Raw genomic sequence first — 23,186 nt, 5'->3', positions numbered from 1 at the left:
GGGCCACTTCGGTGCACGAGTGCCCGCTAACCTGGGTCACAGCAGCTTATCCGGCTGGTTGAGCAGGCGTTCGACGGCAAGCAGGTAGCGGGCGCCGCTGATCCCGTCGGTGACCCGGTGATCTGCTGCAAGACTGGCAGTGACCGTCGGGTGTACGCCCAGGAGCCCGTCGACGGCGCAGGGCCGGTCGCGGATCGCGCCGAACCCGACGAGGGCCACCTGCGGCGGGTAGATGACCCCATGGATGGTGTCGACGCCCTGCTCGCCCAGGCTGGACACGGTGATGGTGGGGTCGGCGAGTTCGGCGGCGCGCAGCCGCCCGGCGCGGGTACGCGCGACCAGGTCTTTGAGTGCGGCCATGAGTTCGGGCACGGTGAGCTTGTCGGCGTCGTGGATGGCCGGTGCCACCAGTCCGCCTTCGCGCAGCGAGATCGCCACGCCCAGGTGCACGGCTGCGCTGCGGTGGAAGGCCGTGCCGGTGTGGAAGCCGTTGAGGTCGGGCACCGTGCTCACGGCCATGGCGGCGGCTTTGAGCAGAAGCGCGGCGGGCAGGACGCGCTCGGCCACGGGCACGGTGCGATTGTGCTCCCGCAGCCGGCGCAGCGCGGCCTCGAGGTCGATCGTCTGGGCGAGGTAGTAGTGCGGTATCTCGCGCTTGGCGCGGGCCATCGACGTCGCGATCTGCGCCCGGATCGCCATGGTGCGATCAGCCGTCTCGGCAGGTGCCGGAGCGGCCGTGAGCGCCGCGGCCGTGGCCGTCACGTCGGCGGCGCGTACCGCTCCACCAGGGCCCGACCCGGCGATGCCGGTCAGCGGCACACCGAGCTCCTGCGCCAGCTTGCGGGCAAGTGGTGAGGACCGGATGCGGACCGCGGCGACGGCCGCCGGGGTCCTCTCCGTCGTTGATGAAGCCGCTCGGACGTCCGCGTGGGTGACGCGTCCGCCGGGCCCGGTGCCGTGCACGGTGCCCAGGTCGACGTGTGCGGCGTCCGCCAGGCGGCGTACCAGGGGTGAGGTGACCGGCGACCGGACGGCTGCGGTGGCAGGTGCTGTGGGTGCGGGCTGCGGGGCGGCCGGGGCCGGTTCCGGCTCCGGTCCGCCGGTGGTGATCGTGGCGAGCACGGCGCCGACCGGCACCCGGACGCCCGGCTCGACGAGCAGCTGGTCGACGACGCCGCTGGTGAAGCACTCCACTTCGACGTTGGCCTTGGCGGTGTCGACCACGGCGACGACGTCGCCCCTGCGCACCTGCTGGCCGGGATGCACCAGCCACTCGACGAGGGTGCCGTGGTCCATGTCGGCGCCCAGCGACGGCATGCGGAACTCCGACTTCACGCGACCACCGCCCGGACCGCGTCGACCACTGCGCCGGGCTGCGGCAGGGCCGCCTGTTCGAGGTGGGCGGCGTACGGCATCGGCACCTCGGCGGAGCAGACCCGTCCCACCGGGGCGTCGAGGTCGTAGAAGGCCTGCTCGGTGATGCGGGCGGCGATCTCGGCGGAGAGGCTGCCGCTGCGCCAGCCCTCGTCGACGACCACCGCCCGGTGGGTGCGGCGCACCGACTCCATGATCGTCGCGTCGTCGAGCGGACGCAGAACCCGCAGGTCGATGACGTCGGCGCTGATGCTCTGCTCGGCGAGCCGGTCCGCGGCGGTCAGGGCGGTGCCCAGGGTGCCGCCGTAGGCCACGATCGTCACGTCGGAGCCGGTGCGGCGGATCGCCGCGGTGGTGATGTCGGCGCTGTCGTGCCCGGCCGGCGAGCCGGTGGCGTTGTAGAGGCTGCCGTGTTCGAAGATGAGGACCGGGTCGGGGCAGCGCAGTGCGGGCCAGAGCATGCCGCGGGCGTCGGCGACGGTGGCCGGGGAGAGGATCCGCAGCCCGGGGATGTGCGCGTACCAGCCTTCCAGGCTGTGCGAGTGCTGTGCGGCCAGTTGCCGGCCGCCGCCGGTGGTCATGCGGATGACCAGCGGTGCGCCGAACTGCCCGCCGGACATGTGCAGCAGCGTCGCGGCGTTGTTGAGGATCTGGTCGAGGGCGAGCAGGCTGAAGTTCACGGTCATGATCTCGACGATGGGCCGCATGCCGCCCATGGCGGCGCCGATGCCCGCGCCGACGAACGCGGACTCCGACAGCGGTGTGTCGCGGATGCGGTCGGCGCCGAACTCCTCCAGCAGGCCCAGGCTCACCCCGAACGCCCCGCCGTACTGGCCGACGTCCTCGCCCATCAGGAACACGCGCTCGTCACGGCGCATCGCGTCGCGTATCGCCTCCCGGACCGCCTCGCGGTAGGTGAGCTCCGCCTGCGCGGTGGCAGTCGCCGGGGTCATGGGAGGCCTTCGTTGTCTGCGTAGACGAAGCGGGTGAGCTGGTCCACCGGCTCGACCGGTGCCTGCTCCGCGGCGGTGACGGAGGCGGCCACCTCGGCTTCGACGTCGGCGTTCAGCTGCGCCAGCCCGGGTTCGTCGAGTTCGCCGTCGGAGATCATCCGCCGGGCGAGGGTGTCGATCGGATCGCGCTGCTGCCAGCGGGCGATCTCCGCCTTGTCCCGGTAGCGGTCCGGGTCGTACATGGAGTGGGCCCGGAACCGGTAGGTGCGCAGCTCCAGGAAGTACGGGCTGCCTGTGGCGCGCACCGCAGCGGCCGCTCGGCGTGCGGCCTTCTCCACCTCGAGGGCGTCCATGCCGTCGACGGCGTGGGCGGTCATGCCGTATGTCGCGGCGCGGGCTGCCAGGTCGGTGTTGGCCTGGGCGCGGTCGATGCGGGTGCCCATGGCGTAGAGGTTGTTCTCGCACAGGAACAGCACCGGCAGGTGCCACAGGGCGGCGAGGTTGAGGCATTCGTGGAATTCGCCCTCGGCGACCGCGCCGTCGCCGAAGAAGCAGGCCGTCACCCGGCTGCGGCCGGCCATCCGGTCGGCCAGGGCCAGTCCGACGGCCAGGGGCAGCCCGCCGCCGACGATGGCGCTGCCGCCGTGGAAGTTGGTCGCCCGGTCGAACAGGTGCATGGAGCCGCCGCGGCCGCGGCTGCACCCGGTGGCTTTGCCGTACATCTCGGCCATGATCGCGTCCATGGGCACGCCCCGGGCCAGGGCGTGGCCGTGCTCGCGGTAGGTCGACACGACCGCGTCGGCCGGTTCGAGGGCGGCCATCACCCCGGCCGCGACGGCCTCCTCGCCGATGTACAGGTGCAGGAACCCGCGGATCTTCGTCGCGCTGTACAGCTCGACGCACCGCTCCTCGAACCGGCGGATACGCAGCATCTGGCGCAGCAGATCACGCCGGTGCGCAGGACCCGCCCGTCCGGCGGCCGCCGGGCGCGCTCCAGCCGTCGCGGTCTTCACCGCCGCTCCCCCGTCTCCAGCGTGGACAGGTCACCTTCGGGCAGGCCGAGTTCGCGTGCCTTCAGCAGCCGTCGCATCACCTTGCCGCTGCGGGTGTGCGGCAGGCTGTCGTCGAAGGCGATCTCCCTGGGCGCCACGGCGCCCAGCCGGCGCCGCGCGAAGCCGAGCAGCTCCAGGCGCAGCTCGTCGGTGGCTTCGACGCCTGGCCGGATCGATACGAACGCCTTGACGATCTCACCGGCGACCGGGTCGGGTCTGCCGATGACTCCGGCCTCGGCGACGGCCGGGTGCACCATGAGCACGCTCTCGACCTCGAACGGGCCGATCAGGTGACCCGCAGACTTGATCACGTCGTCGGCGCGTCCGACGAACCAGAAGTAGCCGTCGGCGTCGCGGCGTGCCAGATCGCCGGTGAGGTACCAGTCCCCGGCGAAGCTGTGCGCGTAGCGCTCCGGTTCGTGCAGGTAGCCGCGGAACATCGACGGCCAGCCCCGGCGCAGCACGATCTCACCGACCGTGTCCGGTCGTGTCACCAGCTCGACGCCCGAGACGGGCGTGACCCGGGCCCGCCCGTCCTCGCCCTGCACCGCGAGGCCGGCCTCGACGCCGGGCATGGGCAGACCCATCGACCCGGGCCGGATCTCGACGCCGGGCATGTTGCCGATCATGATCGCGCCGGTCTCGGTCTGCCACCAGTTGTCGTACACCGGATGGCCCAGCACCTGCGCGCCCCAGGTCACCACCTCGGGGTTGAGGGGCTCGCCCACCGATGCGATGTGCCGCAGCGCGGACAGGTCGAACGAAGCAGGCAGGCTCGCCGGATGGCGCATCAGCATGCGCAGTGCCGTCGGCGCGGTGTACCAGACGCTCACCCGGTGTTCGGCCAGCCGCGCATACCAGCGGCGGGCGTCGAACTCCTCCGCGTCGACCAGCACCGTGGCACCGAGCGCCAGCGGAGCGACGATCCCGTACGACGTGCCGGTCACCCAGCCCGGGTCTGCGGTGCACCAGAACACGTCGTCGGCGCGCAGGTCGAGGGCCAGCTGCGCGGTCGCGCGGTGCGCCACGACCGCCTCGTGCACGTGCACGGCGCCTTTCGGCCGGCCGGTCGTGCCGCTGCTGAAGTGCAGAAGTGCGATCTCCTGCGGATCGGTCGGGGGCACCTCGAACGCATCGCTCATGTACGACAGCTCGACATCGAGGCTGAGGGCGCCTGGCGGCGGGTCCTCCCCGGTCACCAGGACGTGGCGCAGCATGGGCAGCTGATCTCGGATCGGCGCCACCCTGCACTCGTACAACTCCGGCGTGGTCACGAGCACGGCGGCGTCCCCGCGCGCCAGGCGCTCCCGGACCGGTTCCGGGCCGAACGCGGCGAACAGCGGCGAGTAGGCGCCGGCGTGCCGCAGTGTTCCCAGCGCCGTCACGTACAGCTCCGGCACGCGGCCCAGCAGCGAGAACACCCGCTCGCCACGGCTGACGCCCAGGTGGGTGAGCAGGTTGGCGAACCTGCTCGTGCGCGTCAGCAGCTGGCCGTAGCTGACGTCGACGACGCCGTCGCGGGACACGCAACGCAGCGCCGTCCGGTCCCCCGCTCCGGCGAGCACGTGGCGGTCGACCGACTCGTAGCCGATGTTCACCCCGCCGTCGGGCAAGCCAGCCAGTGCCCGGCGTTCCGCGGCCCAGCTGAACTGCTCCCGCAACCGGTCATACCGTACGACGGTCGCTGACATGGTCTTCACGGTCACCCCCCGTTCTCCGACCGTCGCTCTCACCCCGCCATTGCGGCTAGGGACCGAAGTCCTGTGGCACCGTGCCGAGGTCCCCGAATCGTTCCCGTCCGTGCAGGGCAGGCGGCGGCGTGGGCTCAGCCCGGCCCCGCCGGCGCCTTAGCCGCAGCCGCAGGCTCGTGGTGCGGCCGGGGCACGACCAGCACCGGGCATGGCGCCCTGCGGATGCACTCCTCGCTCACCGAACCCGCGCGTGCGGCGCTAGCACGGCTGTGCCCGTGACGTCCCAGAACCAGCAGCGCCGCGCCGGCCGACTCCGCGCACAGCACCTCGGCCGGCCTGCCCCGCACGGTCTTCGTACGCAGCGGCACGGCCGCCCGCTGCCGCGCGGGCAGGGCCTCGACCTCCCGAGTGAGCATGTCGGACAGGTGCCGCCGCTCGTCGGCTTCCAGGGTCGTCGAGAGGTCGTCCTCGGGCCAGTGCCATGCCGCGACCGCCAGCACCGAACCGCCGACGTCGGCGGCGTGCGCGACCGCCCACCTCAGCGCTTCCCGGCCGCCGTCAGACCCGTCGACGCCCACCACCAGCAGCGTGCCGAAGGCTTCCGCGGGCTCCCCCGCAGGCCGGCCCGCCCGCTCGTCGTCGATCTCGAACCTGATGTGGTCGAGTACGGCGGTGACCCCGGTGACCGCCTCGGCGAGCCGTACCGCGATCTGGCCCTTGCTGGCCTGCCGGACCCTGCCGGTCAGATTGACGACGCCGTCGCGGACGTCGACGGTGACGGCGTCCGGTTCCAGGTGCAGCGCACGGCGCAGTATCGACTCGACGATCTCGGCTCTGATGTCGGTGTCGGCGCGCTTGAAGACCGCGAGCAGGTTGCGCCGCGCGACGATCCCGACGAGCCGTCCCTGCCGGTCCACCACGGGCAGCTGTTTGATGTTCCGGTCGGCCATGAGCCGGGCTGCGTCGGCGACCGCGGCGTCAGGCGACACGGTGACGGCGGGAACGGTCATCAGCTGCCGGGCGACCGCGGCCCTGGCCTTCTCGCGTGCGGCTCTGCGCGAGGGCCGTTCCAGCAGGTGCGTGGCGTCTGCGGGCTCGCCGAGGAACTCGACGCGCCGCAGCAGGTCGCCTTCGGTGACGATCCCGGCCAGGCGGCGTAGATCGTCCAGGACGGGCACGGCGTTGATCCGGTGCCCGGCCAGCAGTGCGGCGATCTCGGCGTAGGGCATGTCGAGGTCGACGGTCAGGACGTCGGCTGTCATCACATCACGTACCGCGGGCTGGTCCATCGTCTGCCTCCGGCTGCCCCTCACATGATCCCGCGGGACGTGTCGTCGCGGGGCGGATCGTGCGGTTCCGCGCCGCGCCCGCGCCCACCCGGCCCTCGCAGCGGCCCGGGCAGGCAGAAATCCCCTCTTCAAGGGCTTGCGCCCCGTCGACACCGGGCGCGACTCGGCGCAGGATGAAAGGTGGAGGTCTGATCACTCATACGGCAGAGGTGACACCAGGGGCTATGTCGGGCGTCGACCTCATCTCGCTGCTCGCCCGGTCCGGTTGACGATGCGCGGCAGCAGGACGGGCGGCCGTGACTGGACGCCGCTGATCGCGGTGCTGATCGCGGTACTGCTGGTGTGGGCGGCTTGGTGGCTGGTCGCGAACTGGTGACACCGACCGCTCACGGCTGCGGGAACGGTCCCGGCCGCACCACCCGTTCGGTGGGTAGCCGCGGTGTGCCAGGCACCGGGGCCTGGTCCGGGCCGGCCAGCCCGAACCGCAGCACCAGCAGCGGATGGCCGACGCCGGACAACATCCGCCGCAGGACCTCGCGGGTCGCCGGGACCTCGATGACCGAGCTGAGCGGCAGGACGGCGACGCCGAGGTCGGTGGCCTTCAGCCAGCACGCCGACAGCGCCTCTCCCGCCCGCAGCCAGTCCTCCGGGCCGTCACCGGGACGGTAGAGCAGGCCGTACACCGCTGAGCGGGCGTGGCCCTCCCCCACCCCGAGGGTGCCGGGGTGGCCGAAGTCCCGGCCGGGCACGTCGGTCTGCGGCGCGCGCTCGGGTACCGCGTCGCTGGGCACGCCGGTGCGGGCCGGGCGGCGGCCGCCGACCCAGTAGTCCATCTCGGCGCGCTGGTCGAGGTCGGCCAGCCCGATCTCGTTGGCGCGGGCGGCCGCAACTGCCAGGTCGTCGAGGTCCGGTTGGCCGAGCCAGTGCAGCCCGGCGCCCTCGTCGGCGGCGGCCTGCCTGATCAGCGCCAGCGCCTCGGCCGGCACCGGCAGCTCCACTGTGGGGCGGCGGTCGGTGTGCCGGATGTCGATCTCCTCGAAAAGGCGGCGGTCCTGGGCGCTGGGGGCCGCATGCTCGGCAACGGTGATCCACGCCAGCCTGTCGTCCGACCTCGGGTCGTGCAGGCGGGCCACGTGGGGCGCCCAGCCCGCCGCTGACAGCGCCAGCCGGGCGTGGTGCAGTGCCGCTCCGCAGCTGATCGTCAGCAGCCTGCCGTCCGGGTCGGCGGTCGGCAAGTGGCGGCTGCGGTCGGCCCGCAGCTCCAACCCGGTCCGCCCGGCGTACCAGAGCCAGGGCTGGGTGTTGTGCACCGACGGTGCCCGCCCGCCGACCTCGGCGGCATGCTGGTAGGCCTGCACGATGTCATCCGACTGCCCCGTCTGCACCTGATTCATGATGTCGGCCCCTTCGACCCTGCCTCCTTTGGTGATACCGCACGACCGTCGTCGGAAACGGCGAAATGCGCTCACCCGCCGTCGGCAAGGGACGGGGTACCGCCCATCGGTCTTACACAGGCTCCACAGACCTGACTGCCCGCCAGCCCGGCGGTAGGCCCGGCCGGCTTGGTTTTCGTCGGTCAAGCCACAACAAGTTAGCACACCTGTGCCAATTCTCAGGTGCCTATGGGCAGGCGGGATCTGCTTCGCTGGGCGATCATGACGGGATGGTTGATTGCCCGTTCTGCCTACCAGTGATGGAGCCCCAGATCGTGTTATCTGATCAGTGGTGTTTCGCGATGTTCACGCGGGACACGGGGACGCCGTCCGGATCGGCCATGGTTTTGCCTGTGGCGCACCGGGTGACGGTGTTCGATCTGACGGAGCAGGAGTGGGCGTCGACGGCACGGTTGCTTCGGGGGATGAAGGCGCTGATTGCGGATCGGTATGGGCCCGATGGCTGGAATGTCGGCTGGAATGTGGAGCCGGTCGGTGGGCAGAGCATCCCGCATGCGCATTGTCATCTGGTGCCGCGGTATGCGGGTGAACCCCTGGCGGGTCGTGGAATCCGGTCGTGGATCAAGGATCCGGCCAACCGGCCGCCAGATGGGCCCGGCATGTAGCCGGTTCCCGGCGGTCAGGTAGTGGGCAGGCATGCGGGTATGCCACCGTGGCACAGGTAGATCATTTCGGTGAAGTTGTCGAGGCGGGCGTAGCCGTGAGCGCGGTGCTGGATCAGGCGGATGCCGGCGTTGATGCCTTCGGCCAGGGAGTTGGACAGGCTGGCCGCTGTCGTGATCGGTGACGATGGTGAGGAACTTGCGGCCTTTCGATAGGCGATCTCGTCCACGCCGATGCGGTAAGCGAGCGCCGGGCCGGGCGAACGGCATCCACTCGGTACGCACCCGGCCGCAGCCGCGGCAGTCGACCCGGCGGACTTCGGCGTGAATGATGACCTTCCACTTGCCGAAGTCCAGATGCCGCCACGAGCGCCACGACCGGTCGTAGGCAGCGACGCTCTGCCGACCACACGGGCAGACCAGCTTGCGAGAGCGAAGTCGCAGGGCGATGACTATCCAGTCGGCAGCGAAGACGATTTTGTCCACGACCTGAAGGCCGGAGTATCCACGGAGGTATTCGATGTCCCGGCTCGGTCACAGCTTGTATCCGAGTTCGCGGAGCAGCTCGCGCCGGGTGTCGGCGTCCGCATCCGTCTCCACGCCCAGCGGCGGCCCGCCGTCGACGACGCCGAGCACCCCCCGGCCCAGCTCGGTCACGGCGACCAGCACCTGCACCGGGTTGGCCGTGGCGCAGAAGACCGTGCATACCTCCGGCACGGACTTGACCTGGTTCAGCACGTTGACCGGGAAACCCTCACGCAGCATCACCACGAAGCAGTGCCCGGCACCGATCCGCCGTGCCGTCTCGACCGCCAGCCCGGTCAGCTCGCCGTCGTTGCCGGAACGTCGCACCAGCCGAGCACCGGACGCCTCACAGAATCCGATGCCGAAACGCAGCTGCGAACCGACCCCCACCAGCGCCTCGTGCAGATCGTCCACCGTCTTGATGAAATGCGACTGCCCGATGATCACGTTTACGTCGTCGGGCAGGTCGACAGCCACCACTTCGATGGCCACGGACCCGGCTGCCATGTCGCGCCCCCTCGCGTTATCACCCTCCCAACCTGGCACTCTAGACCGAAATGCGTCGCCGATTCGCGGTCGATCGAAGTCGCAGCACAGCGACGCCTTCGTCACCGTCAAGCAGGCCGCGGGCACTGCACGATTTCATCCGCCGGATGCGCCGGCCGATCGAATCGGCACACGGCCTCCACGACCGTCAGCGGCTCGGCATGGGGCGTGGTATCAGCGACCGCGACCTCGTGCCTACTGCCGGATCGCAGGTGCCCGGTCTGGCAGTGGCGCTGCCATCGCCTGCGATCGTGCTGCACCGAAGTCGCCCGTGCGCGGGCTAACGGCTCCATCCGGGCTGGCCGACCCGGACAATGAGGTTAACCGGGCGGTCAGGTTCCGGCTACGATGCCACGGAGGGGTGATGACCATGTGCCGTCGTCACAGCGATGCTCGCGGGTCCAGGTCGGGCACCGTGGCCTGGCGGCCTGACCCCGAGCCGTGGGCCTGATGCGGGACAGCGATGTCGCCCCGGTCCAGCCGCTCGGCACCGCAGCCCGGCATGCCAGCCTGCGCGTGCCGGTAGCCGCTCCGCACGACACCGTTGACGCTGTGCTGGCCGCCATGCGCGGGCAGGACTACGACAGCGCGGCGGTCGTCGCGGTCTGCCGGGCGGGCGTCCTCGTCGGTCTGGCCACCATCGAACGCCTGCTCGCCGCGCCCGGCGACCGGACGGTCGGCTCCGTCATGGACCCCGACCCGCCGCGGGTAGCCCCAGGCACCGATCAGGAACGCGCCGCCTGGAAGGCCGTACAGCACGGCGAACCGGGTCTCGCCGTCGTCGACGGCCAAGGACGTTTCCATGGCCTCATCCCGCCGCAGCAACTTCTCGGAGTGCTGCTCGAGGAGCACGACGAGGACCTCGCACGGATCGGCGGCTTTCTGCACACCACCGCCGGAGCCCGCACCGCCAGCGAGGAGAGCGTCGCCCGCCGGCTGTGGCACCGGATGCCGTGGCTGGCCGTGGGGCTGGCCGGTGCGCTGCTGTCCGCCGCGATGGTGGCCGGCTTCGAAGACCAGCTCGTCGACAACGTCGCCATCGCCTACTTCATTCCAGGCATCGTCTACCTCGCCGACGCGGTCGGCACCCAGACCGAGACCGTGGCCATCCGAGGGCTGTCCGTCGGCGTGGGCATCGGCCGCATCGCCACCCGCGAGGCACTCACCGGGCTGCTGGTGGGACTGCTGCTGGCGGCCGTGCTGCTGCCGGTCCTCGTTCTGGTGTGGGGCGAGCCCGCCCTGGCCGCCGCCGTGGCCGTCGCGGTGCTGGCCGCCAGTGCCATCGCCACGCTCGTCGCGATGGCACTGCCCTGGCTGCTCGCACGGCTCGGCTTCGACCCCGCTTTCGGCTCCGGTCCGCTGGCCACCGTGGTGCAGGACCTGCTGTCCATCCTGATCTATCTGGTGGCGGTCAGCCTGCTGCTGGGGTGAACGGTCATGGCGGAAGCAGTGCTGCCGGGAGCACGTGTTCGACAGCGGACGGCCTTCTCCTCGGCGTATACAGAGGCTGTGGTCCGGCGAGGGTGGCAGGTGAGCTGACGTGCTGGTCCAGACCTTGCGAACTGCGGCCGACTTCACGGCGCTGCTGGAGCGGATCGGCGACGCGCGGCTGGTGCTGCTCGGCGAGGCAAGCCACGGTACCCATGAGTTCTACCGGCTGCGCGAGCAGCTGACCCGCCGCTTGATCGCCGAACGCGGGTTCTCGTTCGTCGCGGTCGAGGGCGACTGGCCCGACTGCAACCGGGTGCACCGCGCGGTCACCGGCGCGCCGGGCAGCCTGGATCCGATCACGGCGCTGCACGAGTTCGCCCGCTGGCCCACCTGGATGTGGGCCAACACGGAGGTCGCCGCGTTCTGCCGCTGGCTGCGCGCCTGGAACCTCAACCAGCCGCCCGCCGGACGCGTCGGGTTCTACGGCCTCGACGTCTACAGCCTCTGGGAGTCGATGCAGGTCATCGTCGAGTACGTCCGCGAGCACGACCCGGCCGGCCTGGACGCCGTCTGGGACGCCTACCGCTGCTTCCAGCCGTACTCGCGCGAACCGCAGGAGTACGCGCTGGCGTGCCGGTTCGTATCGGCCGGTTGCGAGGACGAGGTCGCGCGGCTGCTGGCGCAGGCGCGGGCGCAGATGTCGCTGGACGGCGCGACGCGGTTCGACGTGTGGCAGAACGCCCAGATCGTCGCCGACGCCGAGCGCTACTACCGGGCGATGATCGGCGGCGGGGCGCACTCGTGGAACGTACGCGACGTGCACATGGCCGACACCCTCGACCGGCTCCTGAACCACCACGGCCCCGCGGCCAAGGCCGTGGTCTGGGCGCACAACACCCATGTCGGCGACGCCCGCGCCACCGACATGGCCGCGGCCAACATGGTCAACATCGGGCAGCTCGCCCGCTACCGGCACGGTCGCGACGCCGTGGTCCTCGTCGGGTTCGGCTGCCACCGGGGCCAAGTCATGGCCGCCCCGGGCTGGGCCGCGCCCCGCCAGGTCATGACCATGCCACCGGCGCGGGCCGGGTCGCTGGAGGACCTGCTCCACCACCGGCTGCCCGGCCCGTCGCTGCTGGTCTTCCCCGACACCGACGGGCCGCCCTGGCTCACCGAGGTACTTGACCACCGCGCTGTCGGCGTCGTCTACCACCCCGGGCGCGAACGGTCCGGCAACTACGTGCCCACCCGGCTGGGCGAACGCTACGACGCCTTCGTGTGGTGCGACCAGACCACCGCCGTCCACCCGCTGCACGCGCAGCCCGCGCCGGGCGAGATGGAGACCTATCCCAGCGGGGTGTGAGGCGGCCCGGCGACGCTGTCACCGCCATGGCACCGGCCATGCCGCTCCGGTCTGCGCGATCGGCCCGACGGCGACCCACCCAGCGCCTGATAATCGGGTGAAGCGGGTCGTGACGAGGAGGATGGCGGGGCGGTGCCGGACGGGATGCGGCCTGGCCGCAGTGCGTTGGAGGAACTGGTCGCGCGCGAGGGCGACACCGGCGTGCTGGACCGGCTGCGGCTAGCAACTGTGGGCGGCGCGGCGGTGGCGGATGCCGGGTTGCCCACCGCGGCCGTTCACGGAACCGTCGGCTACTTCCGGGATCTGAGCGCCCCGCGGGGTGCGCGGCACGTGCGGGTCTGCGCGGGCACCGCCTGCTTCATCGCCGGCGGCGGGCAGCACGTCGCCCAGGTCGAGCGGGCCCTCGGTGTGGCCGCGGGCACGTGCAGCGCCGACGGCTCGACGTCTCTGCAGGCGGTGCACTGCCTGGGGTTCTGCTACGGCGGCCCGGCGGTCCTGGACGGTGACACGCCGCTGGCCGGCAGCGACGTCGCCGGACAGCTGACCGGCCGGGCCCCGCGCCGGGCGCCGCCGATCCCGGTCCGGGCGGCGGCCGGCCCCGTGGCGCTGCGTGGGCTGGCCGCCGGACCGGGCTGGCGTGTCTGGTCGCGGCTGGCAGGCCGGGTCGACGCCGCTGCGCTGATCGTGGACGAGATCAACCGGTCGGGCCTGCGGGGGCGGGGCGGCGCGGGGTTCCCCGCCGCGCGCAAGTGGCAGGCCGTCGGCGCGCAACCGGCGCCGCGCTACGTGGTCGCCAACGGCGACGAGGGCGACCCCGGTTCGTACGCCGACCGCCTGCTCATGGAACGCAGCCCGGACCTCGTGCTGGAGGGCCTGGCCCTGGCCGGGCTGGCCTGCGGCGCGAGCCGCGGGTTCGTGTACGTGCGCTCGGAGTATCCGCAGGCGTTGGGCAGCATTCGCCGCGCGGTCGAGCAGGCCCGTGCGGCAGGGCACCTCGGGCGGGCGGTGCACGGGGGCATGGACTTCGACGTCACCGTCGTCGAGGGAGCCGGCTCCTACGTCGCCGGTGAGGAGACGTCGCTGCTGCGCTCGATGAGCGGGCTGCGCGGCAGCGTGCGGCTGCGCCCGCCCTACCCGGCCGAGTACGGCCTGTTCGGGCGGCCGACCGCGGTGAACAACGTGGAGACCCTCGCCGCCGTGCCCAGGATCGTGGACGCCGGCGGGGACGCCTACGCCCGGCTGGGCCGCGCGCCCGAGACCGGCACGCTGGTGGTGTGCCTCAACGAGCGCTTCACCCGTCCGGGCGCGTACGAGGTCGAGCTGGGCACGCCGCTGCGCGACGTCGTGTACCACCTCGGCGGCGGCCTCGCGGCGGGCCGGCACCTGCGGGCCCTGCAGGTCGGCGGGCCGCTGGGCGGCTTCCTGGCCCCCGACCAGCTCGACCTGCCGCTGCTGGCCTCGGCGCTCGACGCCGCCGGGGTCGCGCTCGGCCACGGCGGCATCATCGCCGTCGACGACTCGGTGACCGCCGCGCAGCTGCTGGCTCACCTGTGGCGGTTCTACGCGAGCGAGAGCTGCGGCGCGTGCACCCCGTGCCGCGAAGGCACCCGCCGCGGTGCCGCCGACCCGGCTGCCGCCTCGGCGGACACGCCGCTGCTGGAGCTGATGGAGGTGGCGAGCCTGTGCCCCTTCGGCCGTGGCGTGCCACGCGCGGTGCGCAGCCTCCGGCGGGCGCTGGGCGAGGACTGCGGATGAGGGTCACCGTCGACGGCCGGGAGGTCGAGCCGGCGCCCGGCGCGACGGTGCTGGAGGCGGCGCGGGCAGCCGGTGCCGCGGTGCCGACCCTGTGCCACGACGACCGGTTCAGCCCGTCGGGCAGCTGCCGGCTGTGCCTGGTACGCGTCGACGGCCGCGGCGTCGTCGCGGCCTGCGCGACGCCGGCTGCCGACGGCGACGTCATCCGCACCCGGGAACCTGATGTCGTCGCGATGGCGCGGCAGGTGCTGGAGCTGACCGTCGAGCGGCTGCCCCGCGAGGCGCGGGAGCTGCCCACGGAACTGGCCGCGCGATGCCGCGAGCTCGGCGTGGACGCCGGGGCGTTCGCGGCGGCCGGGCGCGGGCTGGGCCGCGACGACTCGCACCCCTACGTGCACCTGGACCGGGATCTGTGCATCGCGTGCGTGCGATGTGTGCGCATGTGCGACGACGTGCAGGGCACGTTCGCTCTGACGCTGGCCGGCCGCGGCGCCGACACGGTCGTCGCGCCCGGTCCGGGCAGCTGGGCGCAGTCGGCGTGCGTCTCCTGCGGCGGCTGCGTCGACACCTGCCCGACCGGTGCCATCACCCAGGCGGGACGGCAGGTCGCCCCCGTTTCGCCGATCGCGGTGGACACCACGTGCGGGTACTGCGGTGTCGGGTGCGCGCTGACCGTGCACGTCGCCGACGGCGGGGTCGACCAGATCACCCCCGATCGCCGCGGTCCCGTCAACCGCGGCCACGCCTGCGTGAAGGGCCGGTTCGCGTACGGCTTCGCGACCTCGCCCGACCGGCTGACCACCCCGCTGATCCGCGACGGTGACCGGCTCGCACCGGCGAGCTGGGAGGACGCGCTCGCGTTGATCGGCGAACGCATCGGCGGTGTCATCGGCCGCCACGGACCGGACGCCGTCGCGGCGATCTCCTCGGCCCGCGCCACCAACGAGGAGAACTACCTGATGCAGAAGCTGATGCGCGCGGTGGTCGGCACCAACAACGTCGACAACTGCTCGCGCATCTGCCACGCGCCCTCGGCAGCCGGGCTGACAGCGGCGTTCGGCCTGGCGGGCGGCACCAACCCCGCCGAGGACATCGAGCGCGCCGGCTGCCTCCTGGTCGCCGGAGCCAACCCGACCGAGGCGCACCCCGTGATCGGCGCGCGTATCCGGCAGCGGGCGCTGTCGGGCGCGAAGCTGGTGGTGATCGACCCGCGCCGCACCGAGCTGGCGGCGCTCGCCGACGTGCACCTGGCCGCCCGCCCCGGCAGTAACGTGGCGGTGTTCAACGGTCTGGCCCGGATCATGCTGGAGCAGGGCTGGACCGACCCCGGTTTTCTCGCCGACCGCGCGGACGGGCTCGACATCCTCCGGGAGCAGCTGCGCCGGTTCTCGCCGGAACGGGTCGCGCAGCTCAGCGGGGTGGCGCCGCCCGCGCTGCGGGAGGCGGCCCGGCTGTACGGCACGGCACAGACCCCGATGATCATTTACGGGTTGGGGGTCACCGAGCATGCGCACGGCACGGACGGTGTGCGGACGCTGGCGAATCTGGCGATCCTGCGCGGTGCGGTCGGCACGCAGCACGGCGGCGGCGTGAACCCGTTGCGCGGGCAGAACAACGTGCAGGGCGCGTCCGACATGGGCGCGTTGCCGGATCTGCTGCCCGGCTACCGGCCCGTCGCCGACGCCCAGGCGCGGGCACGGTGTGCGCAGGTCTGGGGCTGCCCCGTACCGGACCGTGCGGGCCTGCGTATCCCGGAGATGTTCGACGCGGCGCTCGACGGCCGCCTGCGGGCGCTGTACGTCTTCGGCGAGAACATCGCGCAGACCGACCCGGACAGCGGCCACGTGCGCGCGGCGCTGGCCGCGTGCGAGTTCGTCGTCTGCCAGGAGATCTTCCTGACCGACACCGCGCGGCTGGCCGACGTGGTGCTGCCGGGCGCGTCGTTCCTGGAGAAGGACGGCACGTTCGTCAACTTCGACCGCCGCTTCCAGCGGGTCCGTCCCGCCCTGCCGACACCGGGATCGGCACGGGCCGACTTCGCGATCATCCAGGCGGTGGCGGCCGCGCTCGGCGGTGATCTCGGCTGTGCCACGCCCGCCGCGGCGCTGGACGAATGCGCCCGGGTCGCGCCGCTGTTCGCGGGGGTCTCGCACGCGCGCCTGGACCGCGAAGGACCCCTGCACTGGCCGTGCCGCTCCACCGACGACCCCGGGCAGCCGCGCCTGCACCTGCGGTCGTTCGCCACGCCGAACGGCCGGGCGCAGCTCGCCGCCAGAGAATGGCTGCCGCCCGGCGAGCAGCCGGACGAGGCCTACCCGTACGTGCTCATCACGGGACGCCGGCTGACGCACTACAACGCCGGCACGATGACTCGGCGCACACCCAACCTGGCGTTGCAGCCGCACGAGACCCTCGACATGCACCCCGCCGACGCCGCGGCGCTCGGCCTGCGCGACGGCGCGGCCGTAGAGATCACCAGCCGGCGCGGCAGCGTCACCGCGACGGCCCGCCTGACCTCGGAGATGGCCCTCGGGCAGGTGTTCATGGCGTTCCATTTCCCGGATGTGGCCGCGAACCTGCTCACCTCCGCGGCGGTGGACGAGGTGACCTCCTGCCCGGAGTACAAGGTCACCGCCGTACAGCTGCGGCCGCGCTGAGCCGACCGCCGCGCCACGCCTTGTGCGCCGCATCGGCCAGCAGGAGCACGGGCACGGCCAGGGCCGCCAGCGCCCAGCCGAAGGCGGGCGGCCACGACCCGCCCAGCGTCCGTGCGACGACCGGCACGCCCAGGAACGCGCACAGCAGCACCAGTTCGGTGGCCACAGCCCACAGCAGCAGCGGGTTACGGCGCGGATCCAGCAGGAACGCCGGGCGCACCTCGCTGCGGCACGCGAAGGCGTTGGCCAGCTGCCCGAGCACGATCGCGGCGAACGCGGCGCCCGACGCCGCGGCCAGCAACTCCGCGGACGGCGTCAGACCCCAGCGCCACCCGCCCGCGATCAGCACCGCTGCGAACGCGCCCAGCGACACCATGACCTCGGCCGGGCCGAGCACACCGAAGGCACGCGCGAGCAGCCTGCGGTCGATGAGCTGCCCGGTTCGCGCCGGTCCGGCCAGCGTGCGCGGGTTGGGTGGTTCGGCGCCGAGCGCCAGCGCCGGCAGCAGGTCCGTGCCGATGTCCAGGGCCAGGATCTGCAGCACCCCGATGGCCAGCGGGAACGCCCCGCCGGTCAGCGCCCAGACCACGAACGGGGCCAGCTCGGCCACGTTGTCGGTGAGGTGGTAGGTCAGGAAGCGGCGGATGTTGGCGAAGGTGGCCCGGCCGGTCTCCACCGCGGCGACGATGGTCGCGAAGTGGTCGTCGAGCAGGACCAGGTCGGCGCTCTCCCGGGCGACGTCGCTGCCGGAGGCGCCCATCGCGATGCCGATGTCGGCCTCCCGCAGTGCGGGTGCGTCGTTGACGCCGTCGCCCGTCATCGCCACCGCGTGCCCGCGCGACCGCAGCGCCCTGGCGATCCGCAGCTTCTGCTCCGGAGTGACCCGCGCGACGACGACGCCGTCGCGGTCCACCAGCTCGCCCAGCTCCCGATCGCTGGCGGGCAACTGGTCGCCGGTCACCACGACCGGTTCGGAAGCACACAGCCCCACCCGCACGGCCAGGGCCCGGGCGGTGGCCGGGTGGTCACCGGTGACCATCGCGAGGCGGATGTGGGCGCGACGGCAGGCGGCCACGGCCCCGCCGACGTCCGGGCGGGGCGGGTCGAGCAGGCCGACCACCCCGAGCAGGTCGAGGGAGGAGGCGGTAGGCGCGGTGGCCGCCGTGACGCCGGGCTGGCGGGCGACGGCGAGCACCCGCAGGCCGTCGTCGGCCATGGTGTGTGCGGCCTGCAGCGCGGCCTGGATGTCGCCGCGGCAGTCGGCCAGCAGCCGCTCCGGGGCGCCCTTGACGTACAGCGTTCCGCCGCACAGGCTCGCCGCACGCAGCCGCTGCGGATCGAAGGGCAGCCACAGCTGCTCCGGCTCGCGCTGCGAACGAGCATCCACGTCGACTCCCGCACGCAGGGCGAGGACGTGCAGCGCCACCTCCATCGGGTCGCCGTGCGGCTGCCACGCCTCGCCATGGGGGGTGAGCCTGCCTCGCGAGGCCCGCACGGCCGCGTAGGCCAGCTCGGCAACCTGCGCGGCGACGGCGGGCGCGGCGTCGATGCGTCCGTGGGGGTCGTAGCCTTGGCCGGTGACGCGGGCCTGTCCTGCGGGGGTCCACACCTGTGCCACTGTCATCTGGTTACAGGTGAGCGTTCCCGTCTTGTCGGTGCAGATGAAGGTCACCGAACCCAGCGTCTCCACCGCCTCCAGACGGCGGACGAGGGCGTTGCGGCGGGCCATCGCGTGCGCGCCGTACGCCAGGGCCAGCGTCACCGTGGGCAGCAGGCCCTCCGGCACCAGGGCGACGGTCACCCCGAGCGCGAACAGGAAACCCTGCCGCGGGGGCAGCCCGAGCAGGAGCCCGACGCCGAACAGCACGCTGCCCGCCGCGACCGCGGTCACCGCGACGACCTGCACCACGCGGCCCAGCCGCACCGCCAGCGGGCTGGGCGGGCGGCGGGCCGCCTGGCTGATCGCGGCGATGCCGGCCAGCCGGGTACGCGCCCCGGTAGCCGCCACGACGGTCTCTGCCGCGCCCTCCACGACGAACGTGCCGGCGTACAGCACCTGTCCGGCCTGCGCCCGGCGGGGCACGCTCTCCCCGGTCAGCAGCGACTCGTCGACCGCCAGGCCGGCCGCCGACAGCAGGTCCAGGTCGGCGCTGACCCGGTCACCGGCCTCCAGCAGGACGACGTCGCCGGGTACCAGGTCGGCCGCGGCCACGGTGCGGCGGTGGCCGTCCCGGCGTACGACGGCCTGTGCGGGCAGCAGGTCACGCAGGCGCTCCACCGCCCGGTCGGCGCGGTACTCCTGGACGAACGCGAACACGCCGTTGACCAGCACGACAATGATGATCGCGACGCTGAGTTGCGGCATCCCGGCGAGCAGGGCGAGCGCGGCCGCCAGCCACAGCAACAGGGCGAAGAAATGCGTGAGCTGCCGGATCAGCAGCAGCCAGACCGGCGGCCGGCGGGCCGCGGGCAGCGTGTTCGGGCCGGACCGGGTGCGTTGGCGGCCCACCTGCGCTGCGGTGAGCCCTCCAGCAGGCACGCTCGCAGCCGCCGACTGCGCCGCAGGACGGGTGTGCGGTCCGCTCATCGGACGGATTCCGCGGTACGAGATGTGCTAGTGCGCGTGGTGTGGCGCGTGGGGCGGCTCGATGTGCGCCTCCGAACCCGGGAACACCATGCTCTCGCGGTCGGTGTCCAGCCACCGCACCATGTAGGGCGGCGTGCCGTCCGGATGGCGCAGCTCCGTGATGACACCCACCCGCCGCGGCTCGCCGACGTGGATGGCTTCGAGTACCAGGCGGTCTCCGACATGTGCCCTCATGCCTCCACTGTGCTCCCGACGTCCACCGACCGGCCTGGGAACCCTGAAAAGTCCCGAACCTCCCAGACTGGGCGATACCGATCAGCCCGACCGTCGGAACTCGCGATGGCGGCCGGCTGCCAGGCGGTGCACCACCCCGTCGACGCAGATACTGATCGGCGCCGCCTCGCAGGGCCGCAGCGCGACCCGCAACCGCTGATGGTCGACGTCGATCACGACCCAGTGCCCGCGGTAGAGCACTTCCACGTGCAGCGCGCGCAGCTCCGCGGGCAGGAGCGGGTGCAGGTAGAGCACGTCGCCGCGGGTCTCCAGGCCCGTGTAGCAGCGCATGGCCAGGTCGATGGTGCCGGCCATGGCGCCCAGATGCACGCCGTTGCGCGTGCTGCCGCCGCGGGTGTCGGCGAGGTCGGCGCGCAGCGCCTCGGCGAACAGCTTCCAGGACTGCTCGCGGTCGGCGCGGGCCTGCACCCAGCTGTGCACGATCCGGCTCAGGCTCGACCCGTGGGCGACGCGGGCCAGGTAGTAGGCGACGGTGCGCTCGACGGTCGCCGGTTCCAGCGGGTAGCCCAGGCGGCCGAACAGCTCCCGCAGCTCCTCGGCCGACAGCAGGTACAGCAGCATCAGCACGTCCGCCTGCTTGGACAGCCGGTACCGGTTCGGCGAGTCACCCTCCCGGCGCAGCAGCGCGTCGATGCCGACGAGGTCGCCGCAGCGCTGCCGGTAACCGGCCCAGTCGAACTCCGCCAGGTCGCCGTAGCCGGCGAACTGGCTGATCACACCGTCGTGGAACGGCACCCGCATGCGGCGGCTGATCCGCTCCCACCAGCGGGTCTCCGTCTCGCTGAGGCCGAGCCGCGCCCACAGCCGGCCGCAGTGGTGGCCGGCCAGCAGCGCGATCACGTCGAGCGCGCGGCAGAGCACCCACGCGGTCATCACGTTGGTGTACGTGTTGTCTCGCAGGCCCGGCTCCGCCGCGCCCGGGTAGGCGTCGTGGTACTCGTCCGGCCCGACGACGCCGGAGATCCCGTAGCGGTCGTCGTCGGGGTCGTAGTCCGTGAGCCCGGCCAGATACCGGGCGATCTCGACGACCGTCTCGGCGCCGTACTCGGCGAGGAAGTCCACGTCACCGGTGACCTGGTAGTACTGCCAGATGTCGTAGACGATCGTGATGCCGACGTGGCGCTGCAGATGCGAGAAGTCCGGAACCCACCGGCCCATGACCTGGTCGTACAGCTCCAGCGGCGTCTCCTCCCGGCCGTCGCTGCCGCTCTGCCACGGGTACATCGCCCCGGCCCGGCCCGCGGCCCGCGCGGCTCGCCGGGCGGCGTCCAGCCGCCGCCACCGGTACAGCAGCAGCGCCCGCGACAGCGCGGGCAGCCGCAGATTCAGCACCGGGAACACGAACATCTCGTCCCAGAACACATGCCCGTGGTAGCCCTCCCCGTGCAGCCCGCGGGCCGGCACCCCCGCGTCGAGCTGGGCGGTGTGCGGCGACAGGGTCTGCAACAGGTGGAAGGTGTGCAGCCGCAAGGCGAGCACCACCTCGTCGTCGGCATCCACGGCCAGGTCGAACCGCTCCCACAGCGCAGCCCACGCCGCCTGCTGGGAGTCCAGCAGCTCGGCGAAGGCGCCCGCGCCCGCCACGGCTTCCCTCGCGGCCAGCATCGGCTCGCTGATCCCGGGGTCACGCGAGGTGGCCACCGCGACGACCTTCTCCACCACCAGCGGCCGACCCCGCGCCAGCTCGCATCGCAGCGCCTGCCCCGCAAAGCGCTCCCGAACCACCGGATCGCGCGGCACGGCCAGCGGGCGGCCCGCGCCGTCGCGGACGACGGTGCGGGCCGCGGTCGCGATACGGACCCGTGACTGCGTCGTCACGACGGTCAGCGCGGCGAGGTCGCCCTCGGCCATGGCGCTCTCCCCCAGCAGGTGCGTCTTGGCCAGCGGGGCGTCCTCGGGCAGGTTGGCGTTGACGACCTCCCCGTCGACTCCGCAGCACACCTCGACCGTGCCGGACCAGTCCTCGGCCGTGAACACGGTCTCCAGCGCGGCCAGATGCGACCAGCCCATGTGCACCAGGCGCCGCTGCGTGACCGCCGTGTGGCGGCCGCGCCTGTCACGGAACCGCAGGCTGCGGGTGAGCACGCCGCAGCGCAGGTCGAGCTCGGTGCGGTACGCGACAAGGTCGGCGGTGGACGGCTGGAACCAGTCGTCACCCTCGGCGCGGAACCGCAGACACAGCCAGTTCGGCACGTTCACCAGGTGCTCATGCTCCAGCGTGCGGTCCTCCACCCGGGTGAGCAGCCGGTTGTAGACACCGGCGAGGTAGCTGCCGGGATAGTGCACCCCGTCGGCACGGGCTTCCGGCACGGCGCCGCGCGTGCCGAGATATCCGTTGCCGGTGGTGCACAGCGCTTCCCGCAGGCCTTCTCGGGCGGGATCGAAACCCTCGTAGCACAGCACCCAGCCGTCTCCCGCCTGGCCGCCGCCGCAGAAGTCGCGCCCGGCCTCGGCCAGGCCGGGCGGGCGGCGTGGATGAGACGGGTCCAGGGTGAGGGCGGCCAGATCGGTGACGACCAGATCGGCGCCCGCCGCCTCCAGCAGGCCGGGACGGCCCCGCCGGTCCACGCCGACCACCAGACCGAACCCGCCCCGGCGGCCCGCCTCGACGCCGGCCAGCGCGTCCTCGACGATCACCGCACGGTCGGGCGAGACGTTGAGACGCCGGACCGCTTCCAGGTACGTGGCCGGGTCGGGTTTGCCGGGCAGGCGCAGCGCCGCCGCGTCCTCACCGTCGACGCGCGCGTCGAACAGCTCGGCGAGGCCGGTCGCGGCGAGTACCCGCCCTGCGTTGCGGCTCGCCGTGACGACCGCGGTGGCCACGCCGGCGGCCCGCAGCGCCCGCACGAGGTCGACCGAGGAGTCGAACGTACGTACGCCACGCTCGTCGAGCAGTTCCGTGAACAGCTGGTTCTTCCGGTTCGCCACTGCCCACACCGTCTCCACGCCGGGCGGGTCGGCGGGACTGCCGTCCGGCAGCAGCCGGTGCCGTGACGCGAGGAACGCCCGCGCGCCGTCCAGACGTGGCCGCCCGTCGACGTGAGCCCGGTAATCGGCGTCGAGGTCGAACGGTGTGAAACCCGCGCCGTCGTGAGCGCGCAGGGCGTCGTCGAAGGCCTGCTTCCAAGCGGCGGCGTGCAGCCGCGCGGTATCGGTCAGCACGCCGTCGAGGTCGAACACCACCGCGTCGACCTGGTCGACACGCAGCACCCCGGTGTTCTCCGGGCGAGCCGCGGCTGTCGCGCTCACGACGGACTGACGAGCACCTGCGCCAGAACCGAAGGCCCGGCGAGCTCGCCACGTGCCGACTCCGCCCACGCCCTGCGCGCCTGGAGGGCTGCGACGTCCATGCTTACACGGTATGCGCCGCCGGCCGTACGCCATCAGAAATCGCCGTGTCCGAGGTACCTGCGACCGGGCTGTACATCGGACCCCGACAACCGGCACCCGAACTGACCCGCAGCACCGCGCTGGTGCGCCGAGCAGCTCGGCTATGGGTGCTTGGCCACGGTGAGAAGCACGACGGCATTTTCCGTCGCGGTCAACGTTTGACATCCTCCCCGCACTAATGGACGGGGATTCCCTTGGTCGCCCTCGGGGGTTCCTGTTTCGC

The 23,186-nt window shown here is 72.7% G+C and carries 16 protein-coding genes and 1 pseudogene; 5 read left to right on the top strand and 12 right to left on the bottom strand.

The features are described 5' to 3' along the window. Positions 1-36: 36 nt before the first annotated feature. From Cco03nite_RS15935 to Cco03nite_RS15910, 6 genes are all read right to left on the bottom strand, one after another. Entirely contained in the window at positions 37-1,335 is a 1,299-nt protein-coding gene (locus Cco03nite_RS15935) for a dihydrolipoamide acetyltransferase family protein (RefSeq protein WP_203692875.1), read from the bottom strand. Then, complete coding sequence (locus tag Cco03nite_RS15930) at positions 1,332-2,327, bottom strand: alpha-ketoacid dehydrogenase subunit beta (RefSeq protein ID WP_203692874.1); 996 nt, start codon at positions 2,325-2,327, stop codon at positions 1,332-1,334. The genes Cco03nite_RS15935 and Cco03nite_RS15930 overlap by 4 nt, the downstream gene beginning before the upstream one ends. Beyond that, complete coding sequence (gene pdhA, locus Cco03nite_RS15925) at positions 2,324-3,340, bottom strand: pyruvate dehydrogenase (acetyl-transferring) E1 component subunit alpha (RefSeq protein WP_239167408.1); 1,017 nt, start codon at positions 3,338-3,340, stop codon at positions 2,324-2,326. Before pdhA ends, Cco03nite_RS15930 begins: the two co-directional genes overlap by 4 nt. Continuing rightward, positions 3,337-5,070, bottom strand: coding sequence for an acetate--CoA ligase (gene acsA, locus Cco03nite_RS15920; protein WP_203692873.1), 1,734 nt, complete (start codon positions 5,068-5,070; stop codon positions 3,337-3,339). The genes pdhA and acsA overlap by 4 nt, the downstream gene beginning before the upstream one ends. Before the next feature lie 134 nt (positions 5,071-5,204). After that, positions 5,205-6,332: a CBS domain-containing protein gene (locus Cco03nite_RS15915; protein WP_203692872.1), complete on the bottom strand. Its 1,128-nt coding sequence runs from the start codon at positions 6,330-6,332 to the stop codon at positions 5,205-5,207. A 413-nt stretch (positions 6,333-6,745) separates the two neighbouring features. Continuing rightward, positions 6,746-7,753 (bottom strand): Acg family FMN-binding oxidoreductase, encoded by a 1,008-nt coding sequence (locus Cco03nite_RS15910; protein ID WP_239167407.1) that lies wholly within the window; start codon positions 7,751-7,753, stop codon positions 6,746-6,748. A gap of 299 nt (positions 7,754-8,052) precedes the next feature. Between Cco03nite_RS15910 and Cco03nite_RS15905 the strand changes: the two genes are divergently transcribed. Then, the gene (locus tag Cco03nite_RS15905) at positions 8,053-8,418 is read left to right on the top strand and encodes an HIT family protein (RefSeq protein ID WP_203692871.1); all 366 of its coding nucleotides are present in this window, start codon (positions 8,053-8,055) and stop codon (positions 8,416-8,418) included. Positions 8,419-8,432: 14 nt separating this feature from the next. Here the strand turns inward: Cco03nite_RS15905 and Cco03nite_RS15900 are convergent, their stop codons facing one another. The 3 genes and pseudogenes from Cco03nite_RS15900 to Cco03nite_RS15890 all read right to left on the bottom strand — a co-directional run bounded on the left by Cco03nite_RS15900 (position 8,433) and on the right by Cco03nite_RS15890 (position 9,447). Beyond that, positions 8,433-8,645 (bottom strand): transposase, encoded by a 213-nt coding sequence (locus tag Cco03nite_RS15900; protein WP_203692870.1) that lies wholly within the window; start codon positions 8,643-8,645, stop codon positions 8,433-8,435. A gap of 73 nt (positions 8,646-8,718) precedes the next feature. Beyond that, a pseudogene (locus tag Cco03nite_RS43170) lies at positions 8,719-8,901 on the bottom strand (transposase family protein); the annotation flags it as partial. A 48-nt stretch (positions 8,902-8,949) separates the two neighbouring features. Continuing rightward, complete coding sequence (locus tag Cco03nite_RS15890; protein WP_203692869.1) at positions 8,950-9,447, bottom strand: adenosine-specific kinase; 498 nt, start codon at positions 9,445-9,447, stop codon at positions 8,950-8,952. 489 nt (positions 9,448-9,936) lie between these two features. Between Cco03nite_RS15890 and Cco03nite_RS15885 the strand changes: the two genes are divergently transcribed. From Cco03nite_RS15885 to fdhF, 4 genes are all read left to right on the top strand, one after another. Further along, on the top strand, positions 9,937-10,917 hold the full coding sequence (locus Cco03nite_RS15885) for a magnesium transporter (RefSeq protein WP_203692868.1): 981 nt from the start codon (positions 9,937-9,939) through the stop codon (positions 10,915-10,917). 109 nt (positions 10,918-11,026) lie between these two features. Further along, positions 11,027-12,280, top strand: a complete 1,254-nt coding sequence (locus tag Cco03nite_RS15880; RefSeq protein WP_203692867.1) for an erythromycin esterase family protein — start codon at positions 11,027-11,029, stop codon at positions 12,278-12,280. 132 nt (positions 12,281-12,412) lie between these two features. Next, entirely contained in the window at positions 12,413-14,035 is a 1,623-nt protein-coding gene (locus tag Cco03nite_RS15875) for an NAD(P)H-dependent oxidoreductase subunit E (protein WP_239167406.1), read from the top strand. After that, a complete protein-coding gene (fdhF, locus tag Cco03nite_RS15870) occupies positions 14,032-16,692 on the top strand; it encodes a formate dehydrogenase subunit alpha (protein ID WP_203692866.1) in 2,661 nt (886 codons plus the stop codon). Before Cco03nite_RS15875 ends, fdhF begins: the two co-directional genes overlap by 4 nt. Here the strand turns inward: fdhF and Cco03nite_RS15865 are convergent. The 3 genes from Cco03nite_RS15865 to Cco03nite_RS15855 form a co-directional block, all read right to left on the bottom strand. Continuing rightward, the gene (locus Cco03nite_RS15865; RefSeq protein ID WP_203692865.1) at positions 16,664-19,279 is read right to left on the bottom strand and encodes a cation-translocating P-type ATPase; all 2,616 of its coding nucleotides are present in this window, start codon (positions 19,277-19,279) and stop codon (positions 16,664-16,666) included. The two genes, fdhF and Cco03nite_RS15865, sit on opposite strands and share 29 nt — an antisense overlap. Positions 19,280-19,306: 27 nt before the next feature. Beyond that, complete coding sequence (locus Cco03nite_RS15860; protein ID WP_203692864.1) at positions 19,307-19,513, bottom strand: DUF1918 domain-containing protein; 207 nt, start codon at positions 19,511-19,513, stop codon at positions 19,307-19,309. Between the two features lie 81 nt (positions 19,514-19,594). Further along, a complete protein-coding gene (locus Cco03nite_RS15855) occupies positions 19,595-22,822 on the bottom strand; it encodes a beta-phosphoglucomutase family hydrolase (RefSeq protein ID WP_373314253.1) in 3,228 nt (1,075 codons plus the stop codon). Positions 22,823-23,186 lie beyond the last annotated feature (364 nt).

This window comes from Catellatospora coxensis, assembly GCF_016862635.1.
In the GTDB taxonomy this organism is placed as follows: Bacteria; Actinomycetota; Actinomycetes; order Mycobacteriales; family Micromonosporaceae; genus Catellatospora; species Catellatospora coxensis.
This window is presented reverse-complemented; position numbering and strand designations above follow the sequence as displayed.

Coding starts and splice junctions, on each gene's coding strand:
- Cco03nite_RS15915 (WP_203692872.1), bottom strand. CDS start 6,332: ATGACAGCCGACGTCCTGACCGTCGACCTCGACATGCCCTACGCCGAG.
- acsA (WP_203692873.1), bottom strand. CDS start 5,070: ATGTCAGCGACCGTCGTACGGTATGACCGGTTGCGGGAGCAGTTCAGC.
- Cco03nite_RS15865 (WP_203692865.1), bottom strand. CDS start 19,279: ATGAGCGGACCGCACACCCGTCCTGCGGCGCAGTCGGCGGCTGCGAGC.
- Cco03nite_RS15930 (WP_203692874.1), bottom strand. CDS start 2,327: ATGACCCCGGCGACTGCCACCGCGCAGGCGGAGCTCACCTACCGCGAG.
- fdhF (WP_203692866.1), top strand. CDS start 14,032: ATGAGGGTCACCGTCGACGGCCGGGAGGTCGAGCCGGCGCCCGGCGCG.
- Cco03nite_RS15885 (WP_203692868.1), top strand. CDS start 9,937: ATGCGGGACAGCGATGTCGCCCCGGTCCAGCCGCTCGGCACCGCAGCC.
- Cco03nite_RS15890 (WP_203692869.1), bottom strand. CDS start 9,447: ATGGCAGCCGGGTCCGTGGCCATCGAAGTGGTGGCTGTCGACCTGCCC.
- Cco03nite_RS15860 (WP_203692864.1), bottom strand. CDS start 19,513: ATGAGGGCACATGTCGGAGACCGCCTGGTACTCGAAGCCATCCACGTC.
- Cco03nite_RS15910 (WP_239167407.1), bottom strand. CDS start 7,753: ATGAATCAGGTGCAGACGGGGCAGTCGGATGACATCGTGCAGGCCTAC.
- Cco03nite_RS15905 (WP_203692871.1), top strand. CDS start 8,053: ATGGAGCCCCAGATCGTGTTATCTGATCAGTGGTGTTTCGCGATGTTC.